Source organism: Streptomyces himalayensis subsp. himalayensis (genome assembly GCF_013778455.1).
Taxonomy (GTDB): domain Bacteria; phylum Actinomycetota; class Actinomycetes; order Streptomycetales; family Streptomycetaceae; genus Streptomyces; species Streptomyces himalayensis.
Window position 1 is genome coordinate 823,381 of sequence record NZ_JACEHE010000001.1, and the last position, 24,746, is coordinate 848,126.

At 68.7% G+C, this 24,746-nt stretch carries 21 protein-coding genes; 16 read left to right on the forward strand and 5 right to left on the reverse strand.

Annotated elements, in window-relative coordinates:
* Positions 1–15 precede the first annotated feature (15 nt).
* The 6 genes from H1D24_RS03615 (at position 16) to H1D24_RS03640 (ending at position 6,240) form a co-directional block, all read left to right on the forward strand.
* Entirely contained in the window at positions 16–618 is a 603-nt protein-coding gene (locus H1D24_RS03615; RefSeq protein ID WP_258563770.1) for a hypothetical protein, read from the forward strand.
* A gap of 986 nt (positions 619–1,604) precedes the next feature.
* Entirely contained in the window at positions 1,605–2,426 is an 822-nt protein-coding gene (locus H1D24_RS03620; protein WP_258563771.1) for a hypothetical protein, read from the forward strand.
* Positions 2,427–2,569: 143 nt separating this feature from the next.
* A complete protein-coding gene (locus H1D24_RS03625; RefSeq protein ID WP_181655834.1) occupies positions 2,570–2,857 on the forward strand; it encodes a WXG100 family type VII secretion target in 288 nt (95 codons plus the stop codon).
* A gap of 48 nt (positions 2,858–2,905) precedes the next feature.
* Positions 2,906–4,183, forward strand: a complete 1,278-nt coding sequence (locus H1D24_RS03630; protein WP_181655835.1) for a putative T7SS-secreted protein — start codon at positions 2,906–2,908, stop codon at positions 4,181–4,183.
* Between the two features lie 5 nt (positions 4,184–4,188).
* Positions 4,189–5,310 (forward strand): hypothetical protein, encoded by a 1,122-nt coding sequence (locus H1D24_RS03635; RefSeq protein WP_181655836.1) that lies wholly within the window; start codon positions 4,189–4,191, stop codon positions 5,308–5,310.
* A gap of 42 nt (positions 5,311–5,352) precedes the next feature.
* Positions 5,353–6,240 (forward strand): hypothetical protein, encoded by an 888-nt coding sequence (locus H1D24_RS03640; RefSeq protein WP_181655837.1) that lies wholly within the window; start codon positions 5,353–5,355, stop codon positions 6,238–6,240.
* A 77-nt stretch (positions 6,241–6,317) separates the two neighbouring features.
* Here H1D24_RS03640 and H1D24_RS03645 read toward each other — a convergent pair whose 3' ends face one another.
* From H1D24_RS03645 to eccCa, 3 genes are all read right to left on the reverse strand, one after another.
* Positions 6,318–6,920 (reverse strand): hypothetical protein, encoded by a 603-nt coding sequence (locus H1D24_RS03645; RefSeq protein WP_181655838.1) that lies wholly within the window; start codon positions 6,918–6,920, stop codon positions 6,318–6,320.
* Positions 6,921–6,943: 23 nt separating this feature from the next.
* On the reverse strand, positions 6,944–7,234 hold the full coding sequence (locus H1D24_RS03650) for a DUF6317 family protein (RefSeq protein ID WP_181655839.1): 291 nt from the start codon (positions 7,232–7,234) through the stop codon (positions 6,944–6,946).
* 106 nt (positions 7,235–7,340) lie between these two features.
* A complete protein-coding gene (gene eccCa / locus H1D24_RS03655) occupies positions 7,341–11,288 on the reverse strand; it encodes a type VII secretion protein EccCa (protein WP_181655840.1) in 3,948 nt (1,315 codons plus the stop codon).
* A 258-nt stretch (positions 11,289–11,546) separates the two neighbouring features.
* Here eccCa and eccD point away from each other — a divergent pair, with 258 nt between their 5' ends.
* The 7 genes from eccD (at position 11,547) to H1D24_RS03690 (ending at position 19,466) form a co-directional block, all read left to right on the forward strand.
* Positions 11,547–13,013, forward strand: a complete 1,467-nt coding sequence (gene eccD / locus H1D24_RS03660) for a type VII secretion integral membrane protein EccD (RefSeq protein ID WP_181655841.1) — start codon at positions 11,547–11,549, stop codon at positions 13,011–13,013.
* Positions 13,014–13,344: 331 nt separating this feature from the next.
* A complete protein-coding gene (locus tag H1D24_RS03665; RefSeq protein WP_220136245.1) occupies positions 13,345–13,698 on the forward strand; it encodes a hypothetical protein in 354 nt (117 codons plus the stop codon).
* A 200-nt stretch (positions 13,699–13,898) separates the two neighbouring features.
* Positions 13,899–14,186: a 30S ribosomal protein S15 gene (rpsO, locus tag H1D24_RS03670; protein WP_030753863.1), complete on the forward strand. Its 288-nt coding sequence runs from the start codon at positions 13,899–13,901 to the stop codon at positions 14,184–14,186.
* A 316-nt stretch (positions 14,187–14,502) separates the two neighbouring features.
* Positions 14,503–16,722, forward strand: a complete 2,220-nt coding sequence (locus H1D24_RS03675; RefSeq protein ID WP_181655842.1) for a polyribonucleotide nucleotidyltransferase — start codon at positions 14,503–14,505, stop codon at positions 16,720–16,722.
* The gene (locus H1D24_RS03680; protein ID WP_181655843.1) at positions 16,719–18,098 is read left to right on the forward strand and encodes a M16 family metallopeptidase; all 1,380 of its coding nucleotides are present in this window, start codon (positions 16,719–16,721) and stop codon (positions 18,096–18,098) included. Before H1D24_RS03675 ends, H1D24_RS03680 begins: the two co-directional genes overlap by 4 nt.
* A 129-nt stretch (positions 18,099–18,227) precedes the next feature.
* Entirely contained in the window at positions 18,228–18,980 is a 753-nt protein-coding gene (gene dapB, locus H1D24_RS03685) for a 4-hydroxy-tetrahydrodipicolinate reductase (protein WP_181655844.1), read from the forward strand.
* 33 nt (positions 18,981–19,013) lie between these two features.
* Complete coding sequence (locus H1D24_RS03690; protein WP_181655845.1) at positions 19,014–19,466, forward strand: tetratricopeptide repeat protein; 453 nt, start codon at positions 19,014–19,016, stop codon at positions 19,464–19,466.
* Between the two features lie 198 nt (positions 19,467–19,664).
* Here H1D24_RS03690 and H1D24_RS03695 read toward each other — a convergent pair whose 3' ends face one another.
* Together H1D24_RS03695 and H1D24_RS03700 are read right to left on the reverse strand one after the other, a co-directional pair.
* Entirely contained in the window at positions 19,665–20,219 is a 555-nt protein-coding gene (locus H1D24_RS03695) for an SCO5741 family PH domain-containing membrane protein (RefSeq protein ID WP_181655846.1), read from the reverse strand.
* Positions 20,220–20,340: 121 nt separating this feature from the next.
* Positions 20,341–20,580 carry a hypothetical protein gene (locus H1D24_RS03700; RefSeq protein WP_181655847.1) on the reverse strand — a complete coding sequence of 80 codons (240 nt, stop codon included), beginning with the start codon at positions 20,578–20,580 and terminating at the stop codon, positions 20,341–20,343.
* Positions 20,581–20,782: 202 nt separating this feature from the next.
* Here H1D24_RS03700 and thyX point away from each other — a divergent pair, with 202 nt between their 5' ends.
* The 3 genes from thyX (at position 20,783) to H1D24_RS03715 (ending at position 24,466) form a co-directional block, all read left to right on the forward strand.
* Positions 20,783–21,523, forward strand: coding sequence for an FAD-dependent thymidylate synthase (gene thyX / locus H1D24_RS03705; protein WP_181655848.1), 741 nt, complete (start codon positions 20,783–20,785; stop codon positions 21,521–21,523).
* 225 nt (positions 21,524–21,748) lie between these two features.
* The gene (gene dapA, locus H1D24_RS03710) at positions 21,749–22,648 is read left to right on the forward strand and encodes a 4-hydroxy-tetrahydrodipicolinate synthase (RefSeq protein WP_181655849.1); all 900 of its coding nucleotides are present in this window, start codon (positions 21,749–21,751) and stop codon (positions 22,646–22,648) included.
* 132 nt (positions 22,649–22,780) lie between these two features.
* Positions 22,781–24,466: a ribonuclease J gene (locus H1D24_RS03715; protein ID WP_181655850.1), complete on the forward strand. Its 1,686-nt coding sequence runs from the start codon at positions 22,781–22,783 to the stop codon at positions 24,464–24,466.
* The last annotated feature ends 280 nt before the right edge of the window (positions 24,467–24,746 follow it).

Here is a 24,746-nt window from a genome sequence, read left to right on the forward strand (position 1 = left end):
CACGGAGGAAACGCCATGTCAGACATCACTCCGGTGCTTTATGCGACGGACGGCACTGACTTCAGGGGAGCGCTGAAGTATCACTACGGCATCGCGCTGAAGCGATTCGCGAAATACGGCCTTCCCTGTGCGGCCATGTTTCTTCAGATGTACATGTGGCCGATGGAATATCGCGGATACCTGCTGCCGATTGCCATCGTGGGACTCCTCGGATTCGTGTTCACTTCGGTCCTCTTCTACGCGCGCACGTCCGTGATCTGGAACTGCTCGCGGGTCTTCCGTACGTACCCGTTGGAATTTCGTGGGTCGCTTGAGAAGGTGAAGCTGGAGAGCCGGAGGCTGTACCTGCGCTTCGGTAAGCAGGCTGACCAGTCAGTGACGATGCTCGCGAAGGATCCTCTCGGGCGCGCAGGGTGGCCCAAGGGCATGGTCGACGGTGTCTGGTTCGCCGGTGACGATCCGTTCGGAGGTGCGGCCATCGTGCCGGGCACCGGTGAGCTGCTCTTCATGCAGCCCAGTGAATGGGCGCTGGCTGCCGAGGCGCGCGACAACGCCGGAGGGGTTCGCATCAAGCAGGCCAAGCGTGCCGGCATCAAGCGGCCTGTCAGTTATCGATAGTTGGACGGGCCTGGGCACGCCGCGTGGCCCTCGTCGCTCTGGAAGAATGCCGCGCGGGCCCAGACCGGTCTCGTGAGAGGCCCGCTGTGTCGTATCTCGACTCATCGCGGGGACGGATCCGGGACGCGGCGGCTAAGTCGGACCGGGAACGCCTCCGGCATCCGGCGCCAGCCTGACCCATGAACTGCACCGAGCACCACGAACCATCGACGAAGCCGATCTCGTGGTTGCCGCCCACCACGTCGCTTCGGTCACGGATCCACACCCCGTTACGAAGGTCCGTGCCCCACCCGACCTCGACCAGGCCGCGCGCCGTGAGAGAGCCCGCGCAGGACGCGTACGCGAGCTGTAGGCGGTGGCCGGTGACCTGCATCACCACGTCGGCGCCTTTCCTCGTCCGGGACATGATGGCGCGCGCCTGGGTGGCCGGCCATGCTGTTCCAGCCGCCGTGGAACGGCTTGCCCGGCTTCTTGTCCTCACGCCAGAAGACGGGCTCGAAGAAGGCCTCGAACGGGTTCCAGGTGATGGAAAACAGGTTTGCGGCCCCGTACGCCGGGAGCATGCACCAGCTCCACAGTGTTCGGCTCTCCGATCGCAGGCCGCGCGGGCGACGGCAGTAACCGGGCTTCGGCGCCCGCGCCGCCAGTGCGACCCGGTGCTCGCCCCGAAGCACCTCTCCGGCGGGTACCACCGTCCGCGCCCGTTCGACCGACTCCCGGGTCCGGTCAGGGGGACGTCTCGTGACTCATCTGCGTCCGAGGGTGTGAGCTGAACTTTCCTGGGCTCTGTTGCCGCCAGCAGCCCCGGCTGGCCACCGCCGTACGCAAGCACGGCATCAATCCCCTCACGACCCTGCGCGACCTGTTCACCCACCATGAGCCCGACTGGCGTGGACGTGCAGGTTCAAGAACCCCGCGACGACGTAAACCGACCTCTGAGATCCTGTCGATCGTCATTGTCAACGCCATCGACAGTTTGGGCGGTCATGCACAACAACGGCCGGGAATGGGCCTCGCAGGATCAGCAGTCGCAGCAGTCTCAGCAGGCGTGGCAGGTGCAGCACCAGGCGCAGTCTCCGGCCCCCGGGCGCCACGGGGACGCCACCGCCCCGGCGCACGGGGACGCTCCCGCCCAGGCGCCGGCTTCCACCATCAAGATCAATAACAGAGCGCTGCACAAGTATGACCGGATGCCGGCCGGAAAGCAGACCGCCATCTGGCAGGCGGACCCGGGCGCGGATGGCAACCGGCTCGCGTACGTCCACGTGCCGCATGACGCGCCGAAGCGCGGGCGGACAGCACGGCCGCCGTTCACCGTGACCGGCCCGAACGGCGAGCTGCTGTGCTCAGTCCAGCCTGCCGGCGGCGGCGTGTACGACGTGTACGGAGGCGACGGCGCCGCGTTGGGCCGGATCACGCGGAGCAGGGGACGGCTGCTGCCGTGGCCGCGCCGCGTCCGCTGGACCGTGCAGGCGGGCGGCGCCCCTGTGGGGCAGTCGCTGACCGGGACTGTGGGGACCGGCAAGGGCTGGACGGCGATGGTTCTGCTTTCCCCGCTGTATTTCGTGGCATGGGCGATCATGGCTGCCCAGGGGCTGGTTCTGCTGTTGATCGGCGAGAAGGACGAGGCGAAGAAGGAAGCGGCCTGGGAGCTGGAGCCCCCGTCCCGTACGCAGTGGCGCGCTGCCGGTGATCCGGAGGTCGCCATCGATTACCGGATCGGCGGCGTCTACCGCCTCGCATCACCGCGGCTGGACCAACGGCTGGCCTACGCTCAGGCCGTGCTGCACGTGTGGGACCGCGGTTGAGCCTGCTGAGCGCGCCCATGGCGCTTTGTGCGTGTCCATGCCACAAGTTTGTGACAGCGAACCATGCCGCGTAGCTGGTCAGTTGGGGCTCATATAGCCTGAACGGCGGTGATTCGATCACGGCTACGGGGAGGCGCACGGGGATGGCGGACTTCAGGATCGATGTCGATCGCATGAAGACCATGCTCAACAGGCTGGATCAGGTGGACGACCGCATGCGCGGCGCCCAGGAGCGGCTGAACAAGGTGGGCCCCAAGGGTCTGGGCACGGACGGGCTCGACAACGCCTGCGACGGCTTCCAGGACGACTGGGGAGATGGCATCAAGCGGATCGCCGACGCCTCCAAGCAGCTGCACGAGGGGCTCAAGAAGACACTCGAGTCGTACCAGTCGACCGAGCAGGACCTGCAGAAGGGCTTCAGCCAGAAGTAGCCCTGGCTACCGCCGCTCCGACAATCCGAGTACTACGGGGAGAAGACGATGGGCATGTTCGACGATCCCAACTGGCCTGGTCTGACGTTCAATCCGGCCAAGGGTGACCTGCACACGGTCGAGTCACTGGCGTACGACGTCAAGACGGTCGGCGACGAGCTCGACGAGCTGCGCGAGATGCTGCTGAGCATCGGCAAGACGGACGGAGCGTGGGAGGGCGAGGCCGCCCAGAAGTTCCACGACAAGATCGGCGAGCTGCCCAAGTATCTGCAGCAGGGCCACGAGTCGATGACCGCCTGCTCGAAGGCGCTCAGGACCTGGCACAGCGAGCTCGAGACCATGCAGCGACAGGCCAAGACTCTCGAGGAGCTGGCGGTCGAAGCCCGCAAGCGGCTCGACCAGAAGAACGACGCGGTCGACCGGGTCAACTCCAAGATCAACCAGGCGATGGTCCGTGAGCTCACCGAGCAGGAGGCCAAGGCCCTGACAGAGGAGGCCAACTCTGCCGAGACGGCGGCCAAGGAAGCCGCAGGGGAACTCGAGAGGCTCATCGAGAACGGCGAGGCGCTCCGCAAGTACTGGGAAGAGCAGGCCGAAAGAGCCGAGAATGCCATCCGCGAGGCCGCCAAGAACCGGCCGCCGGACCTCGGTATCTGGGACAAGATCACGGACGGGCTGAAGGGTGCCTGGGACGGCTTCAAGAACTTCCTGATCGACAACGCGGACCTGTTCTCCACCATCTCCAGCGCGCTGGCCGCTGCCGCGATCGTGGTCAACGTCATCCCGGTCGGTGGTCAGGTCGCCTCGGCGATTCTGGGCGCGGGCTCCGTGGTCTTCGCCGGTGCGGCCATGGCGGGCCACTGGATGGGCGGGGCTCCGCCGTGGAAGGTCGGCCTCGATGCGCTCGGTGTCATTCCCGGCGTCGGTGGTGTTGCCAAGGGGCTGATCTCCGGAGTCAAGGCGGTCCGTGCCGGAGGGAAGTTCGCAGCCGGAATCGCTCCGGGTGCCAAGACCATGGTCAACCAGATCACGAATCCCTTCAGCACGAAGATGATCAACAAGGGGCTGGGGATGTTCGGCAAGTCGGTTGACCCTGCGCTCATCACCACCGGCGTCAAGGGCTTCTCCACCGGCTTCGGCGTCGGCAACCTCATCTGGGGCGGGAACGACGGCGGCAACGGCGAGCCGCCGGTTCAGACCCAGCCGGCGCCGGTCGCTCCCGGCAGCCCTGAGGACAGGCTCATGGACAGCAGCGAGCCGCCCGTCCAGACAATGCCGTACCCGGCGGCCACGGGTGACAAGTTCCACCACACCCTGGCGGCCTGAGCGAGATGACCGAACCCACCACCGCCACCCCCGACTCCGAGATGGAGAAGTCCCGGCTCCACGTCGGGTGGGTCATACCGCCGTTCTTCCACGAACTGCCCGTGGACACGGACGACGCCGACGAGGCGGCCGAGCAGCTCTACGAAACGGTCAAGAAGGTCCTGGCGAGCGGCACGGACGACGAGCGAGTGCGAATGTTCGTCACCTACGCCGCCATCGTCGGGGAGTTGCGGGACGCCGGCGCCGTGTACGCCGGCTTCTGCGCCATGGACATGGACGGACGCCCCAGCACTGCCAGTGTCGCGGTCTACCGCACGCCGCTGCAGAACATCACCGCCGAGGACGTACTGTCGGAGGCGTTCACCGGCCTGCAGCGGGCCTACCCCGACGACGACGTCCGGATCAGCGCCCTGCCCTGCGGCAAGGGCGAGGCCAGGGCCGTCGTACGGATCGGCGATGCCCCCTTCACTCTCGCTCCCGAGGCGTCCCCCACCGGGCAGCCCCTGGAGGTGCCGCGTGGTCAGATCCAGGTGTACGTCCCGCTGCCGAACGACGCCGACATGCTGGTGTTCGAACTCTCCACGCCCTGTATGGAGGACTGGGACTTCTACTCGGAGCTCTTCGCGACGATCGTCCGGACGCTGGACTGGGCCACGGAGGAGGAGGCCCAGATGGCCGCCGCGCTGTCCCAGGCACAGCCGGTCCCGGAGGTGGTGCCAGACCCGGCCCTGGTCCAAGAGCTCTATGTGCACTCCAGTCGGGTCCTGGACAGCCTCGCCGTTCGCGGCCGGATGGACGAGGGTAACGCGGTGTCCGCGGTCACCTGTGCCGACTGCTGGTCCAAGGGCCTGCGGTCGGTGTGCACGGCACGCCACCACTGGCAGATCGACGACGTCGAGGGCGCGCTGCTGGCCATCGCCGTCGGGCGGCTCGACGAGACCTTCCAGGGCCAAGGCTGGCTCAAGCTGTCGGGGACGCCGGGCCAGAGCGTGTCCCTGGCCGCGGACGGCGGCTCCGGACACCGCGTCAACGTCACGCTGATCGCCAGCCGGCAGCGGCTCGTCGTCGAGGTCATCGCACCCTGTACGCGGACCGTGCGCGGAACGGGCGACTCCGTCTTCGGATAGGGCCGACCAGAGGACAGGCCGACCAGAGGAGGCGGCCGCATCATGGACAACAACCCCAGTGATCTCCTTCCGGTCGGCGCACACGCGCTCTCGGCGGACCCTCGACTCGTCGGCGCCGTACGGGAGTTCGGCAGAACCTACGGCTACGACTACTTCGACGACGAGGCGGTCAGGCGGACGCTGGCCGAACACGAGGCGTCCCTGCGCCGGACCTCGCGCGGGGAACTGGCCTGGGCCGCGTCCCTCACGAGCGCCGTCGGTCTCTCCTGGCTCGTTTGGGCCGCGTCCAGCAGGCCCGAGAACATCGCGCTCGGCTTCGTGCCTCCGGCCGTCCTGCTCGTCCTGGCGGTCGCCGCCTTCGTACGGCTTCACCGCAAGGGCAAGCAGAAGCTCAACCACCCCTTCCTCAAGGGCTACCGGCACGTCCTTGCGGCGGCTCTCGCACACGGCGTGCCCGTGACCTTCGTCCCCGGCTGGCTGACCGGCCGGGGCGGTGGAGGAGTGGAGGCAGCCCCCCTGCCGACGTACACCGCACCGCCCGGTCGCACCGCCCCCAGACAGCCGTGGTCCGCCGACGGTGCCGGGACCGCACCGCCGCTGCCCGCCAAGCCTGCGGCGGTCGCGGAGTACGAGCGGATCGCCGATCGGGGCGGCTGGCACGACGAGGCGGGCGGGGCCCTCATCCTCGCCGGAGCCATCGGTGTCTTCTACGCCGTGGTCAAGGACATGCCCGTGGCGTACGCAGCCGCGCTGCTCGTCGTCCTCGGCATCTGGACGTGGGTGGCCGGGCACCGGCTCGGCAAGCGGCAGATGGCCCTGTCCGCCGAGGCCCGACGCTACGTCGACCAGCTGACCGAGGCCCAGGCCGCCGGCGCGGCCGTCCCGGAGCTCTCCCCGCAGCTCCGCAAGCTTCTCGACTTACGTCTCTGACGGGCACTACGAAGACGACGACGGCGGTGGCGGTACCCGACCGGGTACCGCCACCGCCGTATCCGCTGCTCAGGCACTCAGCCGACCCGCGCCCCCGCCGCCTTGGCCCGCTCCCGCGCCTCGGGGCTGACCCCGCGCTTGCGGGCCGACATCTGGTCGTTGACCGCCTCCGGCTGAGCCACCGAAATCAGACGGCGTGGCCCTGAAACGGCGATGACACCGAGGAAACGGGGATCTCCGGCGAACCAGATCTCGCCGACATTCCCCTTCTTCCCCTCGCGAACCCAGAAAGTAACGCCGCTTCCCAGCCAGTCGCCCCATTTGAGGCTGATCTGCTTCTCCGGCCTGTCGGGGTCCGGAATGGTGAAGCGTGTCGTGCCGTTCTTGGCGATGGTGGCCGCGTCAGGGTATGCCTGCCAGGGGTAGACCTTCAGAATGCGGCGCAGGCTGGCAAGACCCAGTACGTTCACGAGTGTCCGCAGGGCGATCCCGATCAGCACGATCAGCGCCGGGAAGAGGATCCAGAGAGTCCATACCGGCGTCATGACCACTGCGTACAGCCAGGCGACGAAGGACGCCAGCGAGAGGAGGGAGGAGCACACTCGAAAGATGGCAGTGCGGCGCCACGCCCACCGCGTTGCCGGATCCTCGTAGGCGGTCTTTGCCAAGGGAATGACCATGTCTATCGACTCCATTACCACGGTCAACCGAAGACGGCGCGGACTGACGCGGCGACTTCGGTCTCTTCGTAATTGGCCTTGCTCTTCCCCACGGCTTCCGCGAGTTTGCCCGTCTGCCCGGCGATCTGCTCCGAGCCGTACTTCCAGTGCTCCTGGAAGTCGTTGCAGGCGGCGTCCAGGTCCTTGGTGCCGATGCCCCCAGCGGATACGTCCTGCATCGATTTGCGTACTTCGTCGAGCGCCGCCTTGGCCTCGTTCAGCGTCTTGTTGAACCGCCCCAATTCGCCCGTGTCGACACTGAATCGGTCGCCCACGCATCCTCCCGTTCAGGTGTTGCCTGTGCGGGCGGGCACATCGTCCCGCCTTCGAACGTGGGGGGTGGGCCGGCAGTCCGGCCCACCCCCCACGTCCGGAGAAAACTCAGCTCTCCGGCAGGTATCCCGTCTGCACCAGCTGCCCGCTGGTCCGGCGCGAGATGAACTGGCCGCGTCCCGGCGGCATCGGAGCGGCCTTGATGTTGTTGAACACCGGGCCCTCCGACGGGTCGCCGGAGAGCACGATGCCCTGCGCGCCCAGCTCCTTGATCCGGGTGAGCACCGGCTCGAAGGACGAGCGCGACGCACCCGAGGTGGTGCGGGCCAGGATGATGCGCAGACCCAGGTCACGGGCGAACGGCAGGTACTCCATGAGCACCGACAACGGGTTGCCCATCGACGTGGCCACAAGGTCGTAGTCGTCGATGAAGATGAACGCGTCGGGCTCGGTGTACCAGTTGCGGTTGCGCAGCTGCTCCGGAGTCACGTCCGGGCCGGGCATACGCCGGCTCATCGAGCCGGCCAGCGACTCCATGACCTCCTGCAGCTGCGGACCCGAGGCGCAGTACTTGTACATGTGGCTCTCGGGCACCTGGCCGAGCAGTGCGCGCCGGAAGTCGGATACGACGAACAGCGCCTTGTTGGACTGGTACCGCTCGGAGACCTGCTTGGCGATGAGCCGCAGCAGCGAGGACTTACCGGACTCGGTCTCGCCGTAGATGACGAACAGCGGGTCCGTCTCGAAGTCCACGAAGACCGGCGACAGCGTGAGCTCGTCGACACCGATCGCGATGCCGCGGTTGGTGAAGTCGCCGCCCGCCGGCAGTTCGGACGCGGACAGCATCGTCGGCAGCATCCGCACCTTGGGCGCCGCCGGCCCCTGCCAGGCGTTGTTGACGGCATTGACGAAGTTCGCCATGCCGTCGGCCAGATCCTCCACCGTCGAGGCCCCGTCGATACGGGGAGTGGCGGCCAGGTAGTCCAGCTTGTCCGGGGACAGACCGCGGCCGGGCTTGCCCATCGGCACGTTCTCGGCCCGCTTGCGGTCGAACTCGGACTCCATCGCGTCACCGAGACGCAGCTCGAGACGGTTGAGGATCTGGTCGCGCAGCGCCGGCCGCATCTCGGTGTACCGGGTCGCCGTGATGATCAGGTGGACGCCGAAACCGAGACCACGGGTCGCGATGTCCGCGATGACCTGGTCGAGCATCTCGTAGTCGTTCTTGAACGTCCCCCAGCCGTCGATGATCAGGAAGACGTCGCCCCACTGCTGGTCGGGGTAGTGCCCCTGCGCCCGGCGGTTGCGGAACGTGGCCATCGAGTCGAGGCTCTTGGCGCGGAAGAACTCCTCGCGGGCGCCCAGGATGCCGTGCACCTCCGCCACCGTACGGCGGATCTTCTCCTGGTCCAGCCGGGAGGCCACACCGCCCACATGGGCCAGACCCTCCATGGCGAGCATGCCGCCGCCGCCGAAGTCGAGGGCGTAGAACTGCACTTCCGCAGGCGTGTGCGTGAGCGCGAAGGACGCGACCATCGTGCGTACGAGCGTCGACTTGCCGGACTGCGGGCCGCCCACGATCAGCGCGTGACCGGCCGAACCGGACAGATCCGCGTACATCACGTCGCGGCGCTGCTCGAAGGGCTTGTCGACCAGGCCGACCGGAACGGCGAGCTTGCTCTGGGCGTGGTAGCCCTCGGCGTGCAGACCGCGGTCCGCGGTGATGTTGAGCGCGGGCAGCAGCTGGTCGAGGCTGAACGGCTCGTCCAGTGGCGGCAGCCACACCTGGTGGGCCGGCGGACCCTGGCCGTCCAGGCGGCTGACGATGACGTCAAGCACGGTGTCGGCGAGCGCGTCGTCGATCTGGTCGGGACGGGTCTCCGGCTCCGGCTCGGAGAGGATCCGCACCGGCACCGGCGATGCGGTGAACAGCACCGGCGAGCGGTCGATCCGGCCGCCGCCCTCGGCCACCGGCCCGTTCGGCCGGTAGGTGCCCGACACGTACGCGGCCTTGAACTGCACCATCGTGTCGGTGCCGTACTTCAGGATGCCCGCGCCGGGAACGTTCGGCAGATGGTAGGCGTCGGGCACACCGATCGCCGTACGGGACTCCGCCGCCGAGAAGGTCCGCAGACCGATCCGGTACGACAGGAAGGTGTCCAGGCCGCGCAGCTTGCCCTCTTCCAGTCGCTGGGAGGCGAGCAGCATGTGCACACCCAGCGAACGGCCGATACGGCCGATCTGGATGAACATCTCGATGAAGTCGGGCTTCGCGGCCAGCAGCTCGCTGAACTCGTCGATGATCAGGACGAGCGACGGCAGCGGGTCGAGCGGGGCGCCCGCCGCACGCGCCTTCTCGTAGTCGGTGATGTTGGCGTAGTTGCCGGCCTGCCGCAGCAGCTCCTGGCGGCGCGTCAGCTCACCGGTGATGGAGTCGCGCATGCGGTCCACGAGGGTGAGCTCGTCGGCCAGGTTGGTGATCACGGCCGAGACATGCGGCATGGTGCTCATGCCGGTGAAGGTCGCACCACCCTTGAAGTCCGCGAGGACGAAGTTGAGCGTCTCGGACGAGTGGGTCACCGCCAGGCCCAGCACCAGGGTGCGCAGCAGCTCCGACTTACCGGAACCGGTGGCGCCGACGCACAGACCGTGCGGGCCCATGCCCTCCTGTGAGGCCTCCTTGATGTCCAGCATGACCGGCTCGCCGTTCTCGCCGAGACCGATCGGGACGCGCAGCCGCTCGTGCAGCGTGCGCGGCCGCCAGGTACGCGAGACGTCCACGCTCGCCGCGTCACCGATCTGCATCAGGTCGGTGAAGTCCAGGTTCGCCAGCAGCGGCTCGTCCGCGTCCGCCGCACCCAGCCGCAGCGGCGCCAACTGGCGCGCCAGCGACTCCGCCTGCGCCTGCGACAGCACATCGGGGAGGCCGGTGAACACACCCGTGCCCGCCTCCAGCTCCATGGCGTCGGGCCACACCCGCACCGACAGCGAGCCGCGCAGCTCGTCGAGCTCACCGGGCACCACCTCGAGGATGGTCACGCCCTGCAGGCCCTCCGCCGAGGCGAGGACCGAGTCCGCCGGCACGCCACCGCCGTCCAGCACGATGACCACGTGCGGCTGGTCCAGCACCGGCTGGCCCTCCCGGCTCCACCGTGACCGGCCCTCGAGCTGATGGGCGATCATCTCCTCGAGCTCGCCGAGGTCGGAGCACATCAGCCGGCGCGTACCGGCACCGTCGAACTCCTTGTGCTGCGTGTGCGGCAGCCACTTGGTCCACTCCCACTCCACCGCCGCACCGGGCGCGGCCACGACCGCGACCAGCAGGTCCTCGGGCGAGTGCAGCGAGGTCAGCTGACCGAGCATCGCACGGGTCTGGCCGTAGACCGTCTCCGCGTCACCGGAGACCGTCACGTGGTAGAAGGAGCGCAGCCCGATCGCCAGCGGAAGAGCGTTCAGCGTGCCGTGGCCGGCGATGAACTGCTGCATCGCGTGCGCGGTCAGCGGCTCCAACTCGTCCACCGGCGCGGTCTCCGGCGCGACCAGCGGGGTCGCCAGCTGCTGCGGCCCCAGACCGATCCGCACCTGGACGAAGTCCACGTCCGTGGACCGCCGTTCCCACAGCCGCGAACCCTCGGCGACCAGCGCCCACAGCTGCTCCGGCGCCGGGTGGAGGTAGTGCTGGGCGTCGCGCTGCTTGTGCGCGGTGCGACGGACCTCACGCCGCTTCTGCGCCAGGTACTTGAGGTAGTCGCGACGGGATTCGGCCATCTGGCCGGACGGCCCCCTCCGGGCCCGCACGATCTGGGCGACCACCATGGCCAGCGTGGACGCCAGCATGAGCACACCCATGATCTTCATGAAGCCGCCGGCCCCCTGGGCACCCGGCATGAAGAAGAACGCCGCCGACGAACCCATGCCGAGCATGGGCAGCAGGTTCAACAGCAGGCTGTCGTCCTCGTTGCGAGGCAGTTCGGGAGGGGACTCGAGCTTGACCTCCTCACTCGGCACCTCCGGCGGGAACACCCGCGGCGGGCGCTTGACGATGACGACGCTCACCGATGCACCAGTCCTTCACGCAATCGCAATCTCGAACCGCGCCCGTGGCGACGGCCCCCGTACGCACGTCAACTCGCCGGGCCTGCACGGCCCATGAGTCGGGCGTTGATCCTACTGTTCTACGGGAGCACTGGGGTGGGTGGGGACGTGGAGACAAGGGGTGGGACGGTAGGGTGACGCTCCACACGAAGCGCGGAACGGGGATCGCCCTGCGTGCCGCGTCCGACAACTCAGTACTGGACGAGGGGGAACCGTCAGGTGAGCACGGTTTCAGCAACCGGATTCTGCAGAGTCACGGTGGCGGCACCGAACAGCCGGATCGATGTGGCACTCCCGGAGGATGTGCCTCTCTCTGACGTGTACCCGGAGATCCTGCGGCTGTCGGGACAGACCCCGGAGGAAGCAGCGCCCACCGGGTACAACCTGGTGCGCAGGGACGGCACCGTCCTCGACGACGGTCGCTCGCTCGTCGAACAGCAGATTCGCGACGGCGAACTGCTGCTCATGCGGCCGTTCGCGGACTCGCTGCCGCCCGCCGTCTTCGACGACGTCGTGGACGCCGTGGCCGCCGCCGTCGAGACCGACCGCCGCAGCTGGAACGACGGCATGATGCGCAGCGTCGGCCTGGGCGCCGGCGCGCTGCTGCTGACGATGATGGCGCTGGTGCTGTGGTTCTCGGAGCCGATCGCCCACGACATGCACGGCCTGCCGGGCGTCATCGCCGGTGCCACCGGCATCATCCTCGCGGCGCTGGCCGCCATACGCGCCCGGGTCTACGACGACGACCACGCGGCGGTGGGCCTGGGCCTGGCGTCGCTGCCGCACCTGCTGGTGGGCGGCTCGGGCATCGTGGGCGTCCCCGCGGGCGAAGGCCCCGGACGGCTGCAGTTCCTCACGGGCTGCGCCGTCGTCCTCGTCGCCTCCGTGCTGCTCGTCATGATGCTGCCGCGGAACGACGCGCCCTTCGTCGCCGCCTCGTTCACCGCCGGCGTCGGCGTACTCGCCACCTTCGCCGCGATCGTCACCGAGGCCGAGCCGCGCCACGCGGCCGCTGTCACCGCCGTGGTCATGGTCGCCTTCATCGGCTTCCTCCCCGGCTGGTCCGCCCGCTTCGCCAAGCTCCCCATCGGATTCCGCTCGCCCGACCAGGTCTCCAAGCGTGGCCGCGGCGACGACCAGCAGGAGCAGGAGCCGGTCGACTTCCGGCTCATCACCGACCAGGCGCGCCGCGGGCACGAACTGCTGCTCGGCCTCGTCGGCGGCTGCGCGGCCGGCGGTGTCGCCTCCGCCGGTGTGGTGCTCGGCTTCTCCACCAGCGGCTGGGCCCAGCTGCTGTCGCTGGCGGCCGGCCTCGCCACGCTGATGCGGGCCCGGCTCTTCCTCTACACCGCCCAGGTCGTGACCCTGATCATCTCGGGCATCGCCACGATCTCCCTGCTCGTGCTCGGCCTCGCCCTCAACCCGCCGGCCGACATCATCAAGGAGCTCACCTACAACGGAAACGGCGCCCCGCTGGACATCCGCACCATCTGGCTGTCCGCCGCCGTCGCCCTGGGCGCCACACTCCTCGTGGCCATCGCCCTGATCGTGCCGAGGAAGGGTGTGACCCCGTTCTGGGGCCGCATGCTCGACCTCGCCGAAGGCGCGGCCCTGCTGTCGCTCGTCCCGCTCTGCCTGGCGGTGCTCGACCTGTACGCGGCCGCCCGTGGCATGACCAGCGGATAGCCGTTCGGCACCAGCAGCACACAGCGGCTGCCACCCGCCCGGGTGGCAGCCGCTGTGTCATGCGCAGGCCGCTGTGCCGTAGGCCGGAGTCGTCGGGGTAGGGGTCTGCCGCGGTCAGAGGCTCCACGCCTGCCGCCCACGGCTGGCCCCGCCTTCTCGGCCAGGCGTCCGCGGCGGGCGACGCCTTGCCCTGCCTCGGAGGGCCACGTCGGCCACGGCGTGCAGGCGCACAGCCGTGTCGGTGTCGGCGATGTCCCGGATGCATGGCCCGCTGTAGGCGCGCCCGACGGCCCCACCTCTAGGCTGACGGCCCCACCTCTAGGCTCCGTCCATGACCTCAACCGATCCAGACGAAGTCGGCGGCGAGCAGATGATCGGCCTCAAGGGGCGGACCGAAGAGTCCGAGGAACCCGATGAGCAGCGCCGGCCATGGAGCCCCCGGGAGGCGCGCCGCATACGCATGGCCGCGGCCGGGACGATCATGGCCGTGGTCGCCGTCGTCCTCGTCTTACGGCTCAGCGCACACCCCTCGCTCCTGACCGTCGGCGTCTATGGCGCGGGCCTCGTCCTGTGCGGCGTGGTCATCGAGCTCAGCCGCCGCGGCCGGACCCGCCTCGGCACATGGCTGCTGGCGGTCGGGCTCGTCGCCGTCGCCGCCGCGGACCAGCTCCTGGGCAGCCTCTGAGGCCGGACCGCACCTCCCTGACGCACCTGGTCCGGAGCGATGCTGCCGGGCTGGTACTGTGGGTGACGGCCGTTTGTGTACGCGCCTCCGGAATGTCTGGAGGCAGCGCCCAGCGGACCCCGCCTCCCGAGTAACGGAAGCTCCCCTGAGATGTGGACCAGGGGCACTCGGTGGCCACGAAAAGACTACGAGGAGTACGCGTGTCGCTCGACGCCGCTACGAAGAAGCAGATCATGACCGAGTTCGGCACCAAAGAGGGTGACACCGGCTCCCCCGAGGTCCAGGTCGCGCTTCTGTCGCGCCGGATCTCCGACCTGACCGAGCACCTGAAGACCCACAAGCACGACCACCACTCCCGTCGTGGTCTGCTGATCCTGGTCGGCCAGCGCCGCCGCCTGCTGCAGTACCTGGCCAAGAAGGACATCCAGCGCTTCCGTGCGCTGGTCGACCGCCTCGGCATCCGCCGCGGTGCGGCGGGCGCCAAGTAAGACGCCGTGAAGGGAGCGGTTCCCGCTACAGGGGGCCGCTCCTTTTGCTGTACGTGCGGAGTGTCACTGTGACTTTGTAGGCTGGCTGGCACAGGGCAATACGCATCCGCACACAGGACGTACGCGACGCAGTGCGTACGTGCACGCAACACAGAACGAGGAGGAGCGCCCCTCGCCGCCGCCGGTCCTCGGTAGTGGCCCCCGGGACACAGCAACCCCGGGTGCTTCGATCGAAGACCGGCCAGCACACAAGGCGCTTCTCCGCCGCCGTCCCCCGCCACACGGGCTCGGGGACGAAAACGAGGAGATTCCGCTGGTGGAGAACGAGACCCACTACGCCGAAGCCGTCATCGACAACGGCACTTTCGGCACCCGTACCATCCGCTTCGAGACGGGCCGCCTGGCCAAGCAGGCCGCCGGCTCCGCCGTGGCGTACCTGGACGACGACACCATGGTGCTGTCGGCCACCACAGCTTCCAAGAACCCCAAGGACCAGCTCGACTTCTTCCCCCTGACGGTGGACGTCGAGGAGCGGATGTACGCCGCCGGCAAGATCCCCGGCAGCTTCTTCCGCCGTGAGGGCCGTCCCTCCGAGGACGCCATCCTCACCTGTCGTCTGATCGACCGCCCGCTGCGCCCGTCCTTCAAGAAGGGCCTGCGCAACGAGATCCAGGTCGTCGCGACGATCATGGCGCTCAACCCCGACCACCTGTACGACGTCGTCGCGATCAACGCCGCGTCCGCGTCCACGCAGCTGGCCGGTCTGCCCTTCTCCGGCCCGATCGGCGGCGTCCGCGTCGCGCTGATCCGTGGTCAGTGGGTGGCCTTCCCGACGCACACCGAGCTCGAGGACGCCGTCTTCGACATGGTCGTCGCGGGCCGCGCCCTGGAGGACGGCGACGTCGCGATCATGATGGTCGAGGCCGAGGCGACCGAGAAGACGATCAAGCTCGTCGAGGGTGGCGCCGAGGCTCCGACCGAGGAGGTCGTCGCCGCCGGTCTGGACGCCGCGAAGCCGTTCATCAAGGTCCTGTGCAAGGCCCAGGCCGACCTGGCCGCCAAGGCCGCGAAGCCGACCGCCGAGTTCCCGATCTTCCTCGACTACCAGGACGACGTCCTGGAGGCGCTCACCGCCGCAGTCAAGGACGAGCTGGCACAGGCGCTCACCATCGCGGGCAAGCAGCAGCGCGAGTCCGAGCTGGACCGCGTCAAGGGCCTGGCCGCCGAGAAGCTGCTCCCGCAGTTCGAGGGCCGCGAGAAGGAGATCTCCGCCGCGTACCGCTCGCTGACCAAGACCCTGGTCCGTGAGCGCGTCATCAAGGAGAAGAAGCGCATCGACGGCCGCGGCGTCACGGACATCCGTACGCTCGCCGCCGAGGTCGAGGCGATCCCGCGGGTCCACGGTTCGGCTCTGTTCGAGCGTGGCGAGACCCAGATCCTGGGCGTCACCACGCTGAACATGCTCCGTATGGAGCAGCAGCTCGACACGCTGTCGCCGGTGACCCGCAAGCGCTACATGCACAACTACAACTTCCCGCCGTACTCCACCGGTGAGACCGGCCGCGTCGGCTCGCCGAAGCGCCGCGAGATCGGCCACGGTGCTCTCGCCGAGCGCGCGCTCGTGCCGGTGCTGCCCACGCGCGAGGAGTTCCCGTACGCGATCCGTCAGGTGTCCGAGGCCCTCGGCTCCAACGGCTCGACGTCCATGGGTTCGGTCTGCGCCTCCACCATGTCGCTGCTGAACGCCGGTGTCCCCCTGAAGGCCCCGGTCGCCGGTATCGCCATGGGTCTGATCTCCCAGGAGATCGACGGCGAGACGCACTACGTCACCCTCACCGACATCCTCGGTGCGGAGGACGCCTTCGGTGACATGGACTTCAAGGTCGCCGGCACGAAGCAGTTCGTGACCGCCCTCCAGCTCGACACCAAGCTGGACGGCATCCCGGCCTCCGTCCTGGCCGCGGCCCTCAAGCAGGCCCGCGACGCCCGTCTCCACATCCTCGACGTGATGATGGAGGCGATCGACCGCCCGGACGAGATGTCCCCGAACGCCCCGCGGATCATCACCGTCAAGATCCCCGTGGACAAGATCGGCGAGGTCATCGGCCCCAAGGGCAAGATGATCAACCAGATCCAGGAGGACACCGGCGCGGACATCACCATCGAGGACGACGGCACCATCTACATCGGCGCCGTCGACGGCCCGTCCGCCGAGGCCGCCCGCACCACGATCAACAGCATCGCCAACCCGACGATGCCGGAGGTCGGCGAGCGCTACCTGGGCACCGTCGTGAAGACGACGACCTTCGGTGCGTTCGTGTCGCTGCTCCCGGGCAAGGACGGCCTGCTGCACATCTCGCAGATCCGCAAGCTCGCCGGCGGCAAGCGCGTGGAGAACGTCGAGGACGTCCTGGGCGTGGGCCACAAGGTCCAGGTCGAGATCGCCGAGATCGACTCCCGCGGCAAGCTCTCCCTCATCCCCGTGATCGAGGGCGAGGAAGGTTCCGAGGACAAGAAGGACGACGCCGACCAGTGACGTCCCGTAGCTCCAAGGCGACGGCCCGCACCTCTTCGGAGGCGCGGGCCGTCGCCCGTACCCAAACCCTCCTCAAGGGCAAGGACGGCATCGGCACGGTCCGCCGTACGACCCTGCCGGGCGGCCTCCGCGTCGTCACCGAGACCCTGCCCTCCGTACGTTCCGCGACATTCGGCATCTGGGCGCACGTCGGCTCCCGCGACGAGACCCCGACGCTGAACGGCGCCACGCACTACCTCGAGCACCTCCTCTTCAAGGGCACGCACCGCAGGAGCGCCCTCGACATCTCCGCCGCCATCGACGCGGTCGGCGGCGAGATGAACGCCTTCACGGCGAAGGAGTACACGTGCTACTACGCGCGTGTGCTCGACACCGACCTGCCCCTCGCCATCGACGTCGTCTGCGACATGCTGACCGGCTCGCTCATCGAGCAGGAGGACGTCGACGCCGAGCGCGGCGTCATCCTGGAAGAGATCGCGATGACCGAGGACGACCCGGGCGACTGCGTGCACGACCTGTTCGCGCACACCATGCTCGGCGACTCACCCCTCGGGCGCCCGGTCCTCGGCACTGTCGACACGGTCAACGCCCTGACCGCGGACCGCATCCGCCGCTTCTACAAGCGCCACTACGACCCGACGCACCTCGTCGTGACGGCCGCGGGCAACGTCGACCACGCCAAGGTCGTACGCCAGGTCCGCAACGCCTTCGAGAAGGCCGGAGCCCTCTCGGGGACCGCGGCCGAACCCCTCGGCCCGCGCGAGGGCCGACGCGCCATCCGCGCCGCCGGCCGCGTCGACCTGCTCGACCGCAAGACCGAGCAGGCACACGTGGTCCTCGGCATGCCGGGCCTCGCCCGCACCGACGAGCGCCGCTGGGCCATGGGCGTGCTGAACACGGCGCTCGGCGGCGGCATGTCGTCCCGCCTCTTCCAGGAGGTCCGGGAGAAGCGCGGCCTGGCCTACAGCGTGTACTCGTACACCTCGGGCTTCGCCGACTGCGGCCTCTTCGGCGTCTACGCGGGATGCCGGCCGGGCCAGGTCCACGACGTACTCAAGATCTGCCGCGACGAGCTCGAGCACGTCGCCGCACACGGCCTGTCCGACGACGAGATCGGCCGCGCCGTCGGCCAGCTCTCCGGCTCCACCGTCCTCGGTCTCGAGGACACCGGCGCGCTCATGAACCGTATCGGCAAGAGCGAGCTGTGCTGGGGCGAGCAGATGTCGGTCGACGACATGCTGGCGAACATAGCGGCGGTCACCCCCGACGACGTCCGCGAGGTGGCCCGCGACATCCTGGGGCAGCGGCCGTCCCTGTCGGTCATCGGCCCGCTGAAGGACAAGCAGGCCGCGCGTCTGCAGGAAGCGGTCTCCTGACCGCTCTGAGGGCGGTTTCCGGGCCGCGCGGTGTGCGACGGCCCGGGACCGCCGTGGTGGCGGTCCCCTGATCGCCTGATCGCCGTACGGGCGGTCTCCCCACTCCCGTCGGAACGTAAGGAACAAGGGATGAGCAAACTGCGCGTGGCGGTACTCGGCGCCAAGGGGCGCATCGGCTCCGAGGCGGTCAAGGCCGTCGAGGCCGCCGAGGACATGGAACTGGTCGGGGCCCTGGGCCGCGGCGACAAGCTCGAGACGCTGGCCGAGACCGGCGCCCAGGTCGCCGTCGAGCTGACCACACCCGCGTCGGTGATGGACAACCTCGACTTCTGCGTACGCCACGGCATCCACGCCGTCGTCGGTACGACGGGCTGGACCGACGAGCGCCTCGCGCAGCTGAACACCTGGCTGGAGGCGTCGCCGGGGACCGGTGTGCTGATCGCGCCGAACTTCTCCATCGGCGCCGTCCTGACCATGAAGTTCGCGCAGATCGCCGCGCCGCTGTTCGAGTCCGTCGAGGTCGTCGAGCTGCACCACCCCAACAAGGCCGACGCCCCGAGCGGCACCGCCACGCGCACCGCACAGCTCATCGCCGCCGCCCGCGAGCAGGCGGGCAGCGCCCCGCAGCCCGACGCCACGGTCACCGCGCTCGACGGCGCCCGCGGCGCGAACGTCGACGGCGTCCCCGTGCACGCGGTCCGGCTGCGCGGCCTCCTCGCCCACCAGGAGGTGCTGCTGGGCGGCGAGGGCGAGACGCTCACCATCCGCCACGACTCGCTGCACCACAGCAGCTTCATGCCGGGCATCCTGCTGGGCGTCCGCCGCGTGGTGTCCACTCCCGGCCTGACCTTCGGTCTGGAAAACTTCCTGGACCTCGGCTGACGCACGAGCCGATCCGACGCTAGAGCTGAAGAGATGCGCGCAAAGATCACTTACGTCGTCACGGCTGCAGTCCTGGTCGTCTACTTCGTCCTGGTCGGCAGCCGTGGGCTGCTGCTGATAGAGCAAGGCACCCCGCTCACCGTCACCTTCGGTGTCGCGGTACTGATCCTGCCCGTCATCGGCCTGTGGTTCCTCTGGAAGAACACGCAGTTCGTGCAGCGGGCCAACCGGCTCGCAGCCGAGCTCGACGCCGAGGGAGGGCTGCCCGTGGACGAGCTGGCCCGTACGCCAGGCGGCCGCATCGACCGCGACTCGGCCGACGCCGTGTTCCTCAAGCGCAAGGCCGAGACCGAGGACTCACCGGACGACTGGCGCTGCTGGTTCCGCCTCGCGGTCGCCTACCACGACGCCCGCGACACCCCGCGCGCCCGCAAGGCGATGCAGCGGGCGATCGCCCTACGCGAGGGCAAGCAGGTCCGGGCCTGACCGCCTGCAGACGGCTCCAGACCCGGCGACACCAGCGGACAGCTCCAGCCCTAGGGGGTTTCTTCCGGTGGCCTGAGCAGGTCCGGGGAAGTGCGGTGCGGTTCGGGTGCGCCCTGAAGGGGCGCGGGGAACTGCGCGACCAGCCACGACGCACTCGCAGACGAAGACGCTGCTGTGGCGACACTTCCCGCCGAGCGCTTAGCGGCGCTGGTACTCGTACGCCCAGGCCTCGACGGAGTCGGCCGCCCGGTCGAACGCCTCGATGCGTGCCAGGAAATCGGCGTCGTGGGTGGTGAGCAGCGGCTCCTGCTCGCCCGGCCGGTCCTTGCGTACGAGGACGAGGGCCTGGCCCTGCACGGTCCGCGGCAGGCCCAGCCAGCGCACCGGCTGCTGAACCGTCCGCGCGGCCGCCACCTGCGCCCAGGGCACCGTCCGGGTCAGGAAGAAGCGCACGTGGCGCAGCCCTTTCGCGCTCACCCAGGCGCCCACCCGCAGCAGCCGCAGCGCGCTCACGATGACAAGCGCGGCCAGAGCTCCACACGCGGCGCCGCCCGAAGGCTTGCCGGCGAACGTGATGATCACGGCGGCGACGAGGACGTACGACGCGAGCAGCAGCAGAAGCGCGGCGGCACCCACGCGCCACGGCCCGGGCCGGTAGGGGCGCCGCCACCGGTCGCGGTCGTCGAAGGGCAGCGCGACATCTCCGGCTGCCTCGTCGAACGCGCGGTCTGCGGTCAGGAAGGGCAGGGGCACGACTGTTCCTCACTCGATCACGCACGGGCTGTGCCCGAGGAGGCTACCGAGCCGCGCCCCCGCCTACCACCCTTGGGGGCCCGAGAGGGTACGTACCAGGCCGTTCGGGCAGTCAGGAGCGTCAGCGGCTGTCGGACGCCTCGGACTGCTGCGTATGCGCAGGTGACTGGTCGGCGGACAGCGCGGGGACCCCGAAGAGCAGGGAGCCCACGAGGCCGGCGACCACGGTGAGCCCGATGAGCGTCCGGCCGGCGATCTGGCCGGCGCTGGCGCGCTCACGGGGAGGGGGAGTGACGTTGCTGCGGAACTTGTCGGCTTCGGCGATGAAGGCGAACGGGACGGGCTCGCGCCGACGGAACATGGGTGGTGCTTCTCCTCGGATGAATCGAACGGAACGCTGCTACCTACACAGACGCTCGACGATCTCCCATGGTGCCCTTTTTTGCTGAATTCGCCGACGTTCGACGCCGAATGTCGTGGCACGCCCGGAACGGGTCGGCTGTCAGTGCCGGGTCGTAGAGTGGGCGCCGCCCGAGAGAAGTGATGGAAGGACCCCCCGAGCCGTGACCGACACCCCCGCAGACGACCCCAAGCCCAGCTTCCGCAGCGACGTCACCGTCGAGCTGGTGAAGCACGCGGCGAGCGACTCCGACGTGCTGTGGGCCGCCCGCGTCTCCACCGCAGGGGAGCAGTCCCTGGACGAGCTGAAGAAGGACCCGGAGCGCTCCAAGGGCCTGATCAACTACCTGATGCGGGACCGGCACGGCAGCCCCTTCGAGCACAACTCGATGACGTTCTTCATCAGCGCCCCGATCTTCGTCTTCCGCGAGTTCATGCGCCACCGCGTGGGCTGGTCGTACAACGAGGAATCCGGCCGGTACAGGGAGCTGCAGCCCGTCTTCTACGTCCCCGACGAGTCCCGCAAGCTGGTCCAGGAGGGCCGCCCCGGCAAGTACGTGTTCGTCGAGGGCACCCAGGCGCAGCAGGAGCTCGTCGGCCGCGTCATGGAGGACTCGTACCGCGAGGCGTACGAGGCGTACCAGGAGATGCTCGCGGCGGGCGTGGCGCGCGAGGTGGCCCGCGCGGTCCTCCCGGTCGGCCTGTTCTCGTCGATGTACGCCACGTGCAATGCGCGCTCGCTGATGCACTTCCTCGGTCTGCGTACCCAGCACGAGCTGGCGAAGGTCCCGTCCTTCCCGCAGCGGGAGATCGAGATGGTGGGGGAGAAGATGGAGAAGCTGTGGGCGGAGCTGATGCCGCTCACGCACGCGGCCTTCAATGCCAACGGACGCGTGGCTCCCTAGCGGCCACAGGGGCTCCTGGCTGCTCAGGGGACGGCGGTACAGATGTGCGCATCAGCCGAGCGACATGTCCGTATTGCGGCATTTGGCGAAGTTCATCTAGCCTGATCAAACGGACCCGGCACTGCTTGAACCCCCGAGCAGGCAGTGCCGGGCTCCACATATGTCGCGACTTGTCGCATGCCCCGAGGGGGGACCCCGCACTGAGCAGCGAGTAGCGTGTTACCCATGGCTTTGACCTCTACTCCGCAGACCCCCTTCGGGCGGGTCCTCACCGCCATGGTCACGCCCTTCACGGCGGACGGCGCACTCGACCTCGACGGCGCGCAGCGGCTCGCCGCCCACCTGGTGGACGCAGGCAACGACGGCCTGGTCGTCAACGGCACCACCGGCGAGTCCCCGACCACCAGCGATGCGGAGAAAACCGAGCTGGTACGAGCGGTGCTGGAGGCCGTCGGCGACCGAGCCCACGTCGTGGCCGGCGTCGGCACGAACGACACCCACCACAGCATCGAGCTGGCCCGCGCCGCCGAGAAGGCCGGCGCCCACGGCCTGCTGACGGTCACGCCGTACTACAACAAGCCGCCGCAGGAAGGCCTCTACCGGCACTTCACCGCGATCGCCGACGCCACCGAGCTGCCCGTGATGCTCTACGACATCCCCGGGCGCAGCGGCGTGCCGATCAACACCGAGACGATCGTGCGTCTGGCGGAGCACCCGCGCATCGTCGCCAACAAGGACGCCAAGGGAGACCTCGGCCGAGCCAGCTGGGCCATCGCCCACTCGGGCCTCGCCTGGTACTCCGGCGACGACATGCTCAACCTGCCGCTGCTGTCCGTGGGCGCCATCGGCTTCGTCTCGGTCGTCGGCCACGTCGTCACGCCCGATCTGCGCGCCATGCTCGACGCCCACACGAACGGCGACGTCCAGAAGGCCACCGAGATCCACCAGAAGCTGCTCCCGGTCTTCACCGGCATGTTCCGTACGCAGGGTGTCATCACGACCAAGGCCGCGCTGGCGCTCCAAGGTCTGCCCGCCGGGCCGCTGCGCCTGCCGCTCGTCGAACTGTCGCCCGAGGAAACCGCTCAGCTCAAGATCGATCTCGCGGCCGGCGGGGTAGAGCTCTAACCACAGACTTCACAACTGAATACGCAGAACCGCAGGTCAGAGACCTGCTCACCATCCATACACGCACCAGCACGAACGTCATGCGCGCCACGTGCCCGATCGGCACGTCGCGCGCATGGGCAGGAGAGTCTTTTGAGTCATCCGCATCCTGAACTCGGCACCCCGCCGAAGCTGCCGGAAGGGGGCCTTCGCGTCACCCCGCTGGGCGGCCTCGGCGAGATCGGCCGGAACATGACCGTCTTCGAGTACGGCGGCCGCCTGCTGATCGTCGACTGCGGAGTGCTCTTCCCCGAGGAGGAGCAGCCCGGAATCGACCTGATCCTCCCGGACTTCACGTCCATCAGGGACCGCCTCGACGACATCGACGGCATCGTCCTCACGCACGGCCACGAGGACCACATCGGCGGCGTGCCGTTCCTGCTCCGCGAGAAGCCGGACATCCCGCTGATCGGCTCCAAGCTGACCCTCGCCCTGATCGAGGCCAAGCTCCAGGAGCACCGCATCCGCCCCTACACGCTCGAGGTCGCCGAGGGCAACCGCGAGCGCATCGGACCCTTCGACTGCGAGTTCGTCGCGGTCAACCACTCCATCCCGGACGCGCTGGCCGTCGCGATCCGCACGCCCGCGGGCATGGTCGTCCACACGGGCGACTTCAAGATGGACCAGCTCCCGCTGGACAACCGCCTCACGGACCTGCACGCCTTCGCGCGGCTGAGCGAGGAGGGCATCGACCTTCTCCTCTCGGACTCGACAAACGCCGAGGTCCCGGGCTTCACGCCGCACGAGCGCGACATCTCCAACGTCCTGCGCCAGGTCTTCGCCGGAGCCCGCAAGCGCATCATCGTCGCGAGCTTCGCCAGCCACGTCCACCGCATCCAGCAGATCCTGGACGCCGCCCACGAGTACGGCCGCAGGGTCGCCTTCGTCGGCCGCTCGATGGTCCGCAACATGGGCATCGCCCGGGACCTCGGCTATCTGCGGGTCCCACCGGGCCTCGTCGTCGACGTCAGGACGCTCGACGACCTCCCGGACGGAGAGGTCGTGCTGGTCTGCACGGGCTCCCAGGGCGAGCCGATGGCGGCCCTTTCCCGCATGGCCAACCGCGACCACCAGATCCGCATCGTCCAGGGCGACACGGTGATCCTCGCGTCGTCGCTCATCCCGGGCAACGAGAACGCGGTGTACCGCGTCATCAACGGGCTGACCCGTTGGGGCGCCAACGTCGTCCACAAGGGCAATGCCAAGGTGCACGTTTCCGGCCATGCCTCGGCAGGTGAGCTCCTGTACTTCTACAACATCTGCCGGCCCAAGAACCTGATGCCGGTGCATGGTGAATGGCGCCATCTGCGCGCCAACGCCGAGCTCGGCGCCCTCACAGGCGTCCCGCACGACCGCATCGTCATCGCCGAGGACGGCGTCGTCGTCGACCTCGTCGAGGGCAAGGCGAAGATCTCCGGCAAGGTCCAGGCCGGTTACGTGTACGTGGACGGCCTCTCGGTCGGCGATGTCACCGAGACCTCGCTCAAGGATCGCCGCATCCTCGGCGAAGAGGGCATCATCTCGGTCTTCGTCGTGGTGGACTCCACCGCCGGCAAGGTCACCGGAGGCCCGCACATCCATGCCCGTGGATCCGGCATCGAGGACTCGGCCTTCGACGACGTCATCCCGAAGATCCGGGAATCCCTGGAGCGTTCGGCTCAGGACGGCGTCGTCGAGCCCCACCAGCTGCAGCAGCTCATCCGCCGCACGCTGGGCAAGTGGGTCTCGGACAACTACCGCCGACGCCCGATGATTCTCCCTGTGGTTGTGGACGTCTGACGGTCCGTCGGACGTCGTCCAGGGGCGGGGCGCCTCGATTTGCATCGAGGCGCCCCGCTCCAGTACGTTTACGGCTCCGCCCAGACGGGCACCCGGCACACTTGTGAGCCAAGGGGCATCCCGGACGGGGCGGAAAAACCGACTCAGAACCTCTGATAAAGTCGGGTCCGCCGAAAGGGAAGCCGCAAGGCAACCGATGGGCAAAAGGCCCTCCAACGGCCACCGGAAATGAATTCCGACCGGGAACGGAACGGAAAACGGATCTGGTAAGGTTGGAAAC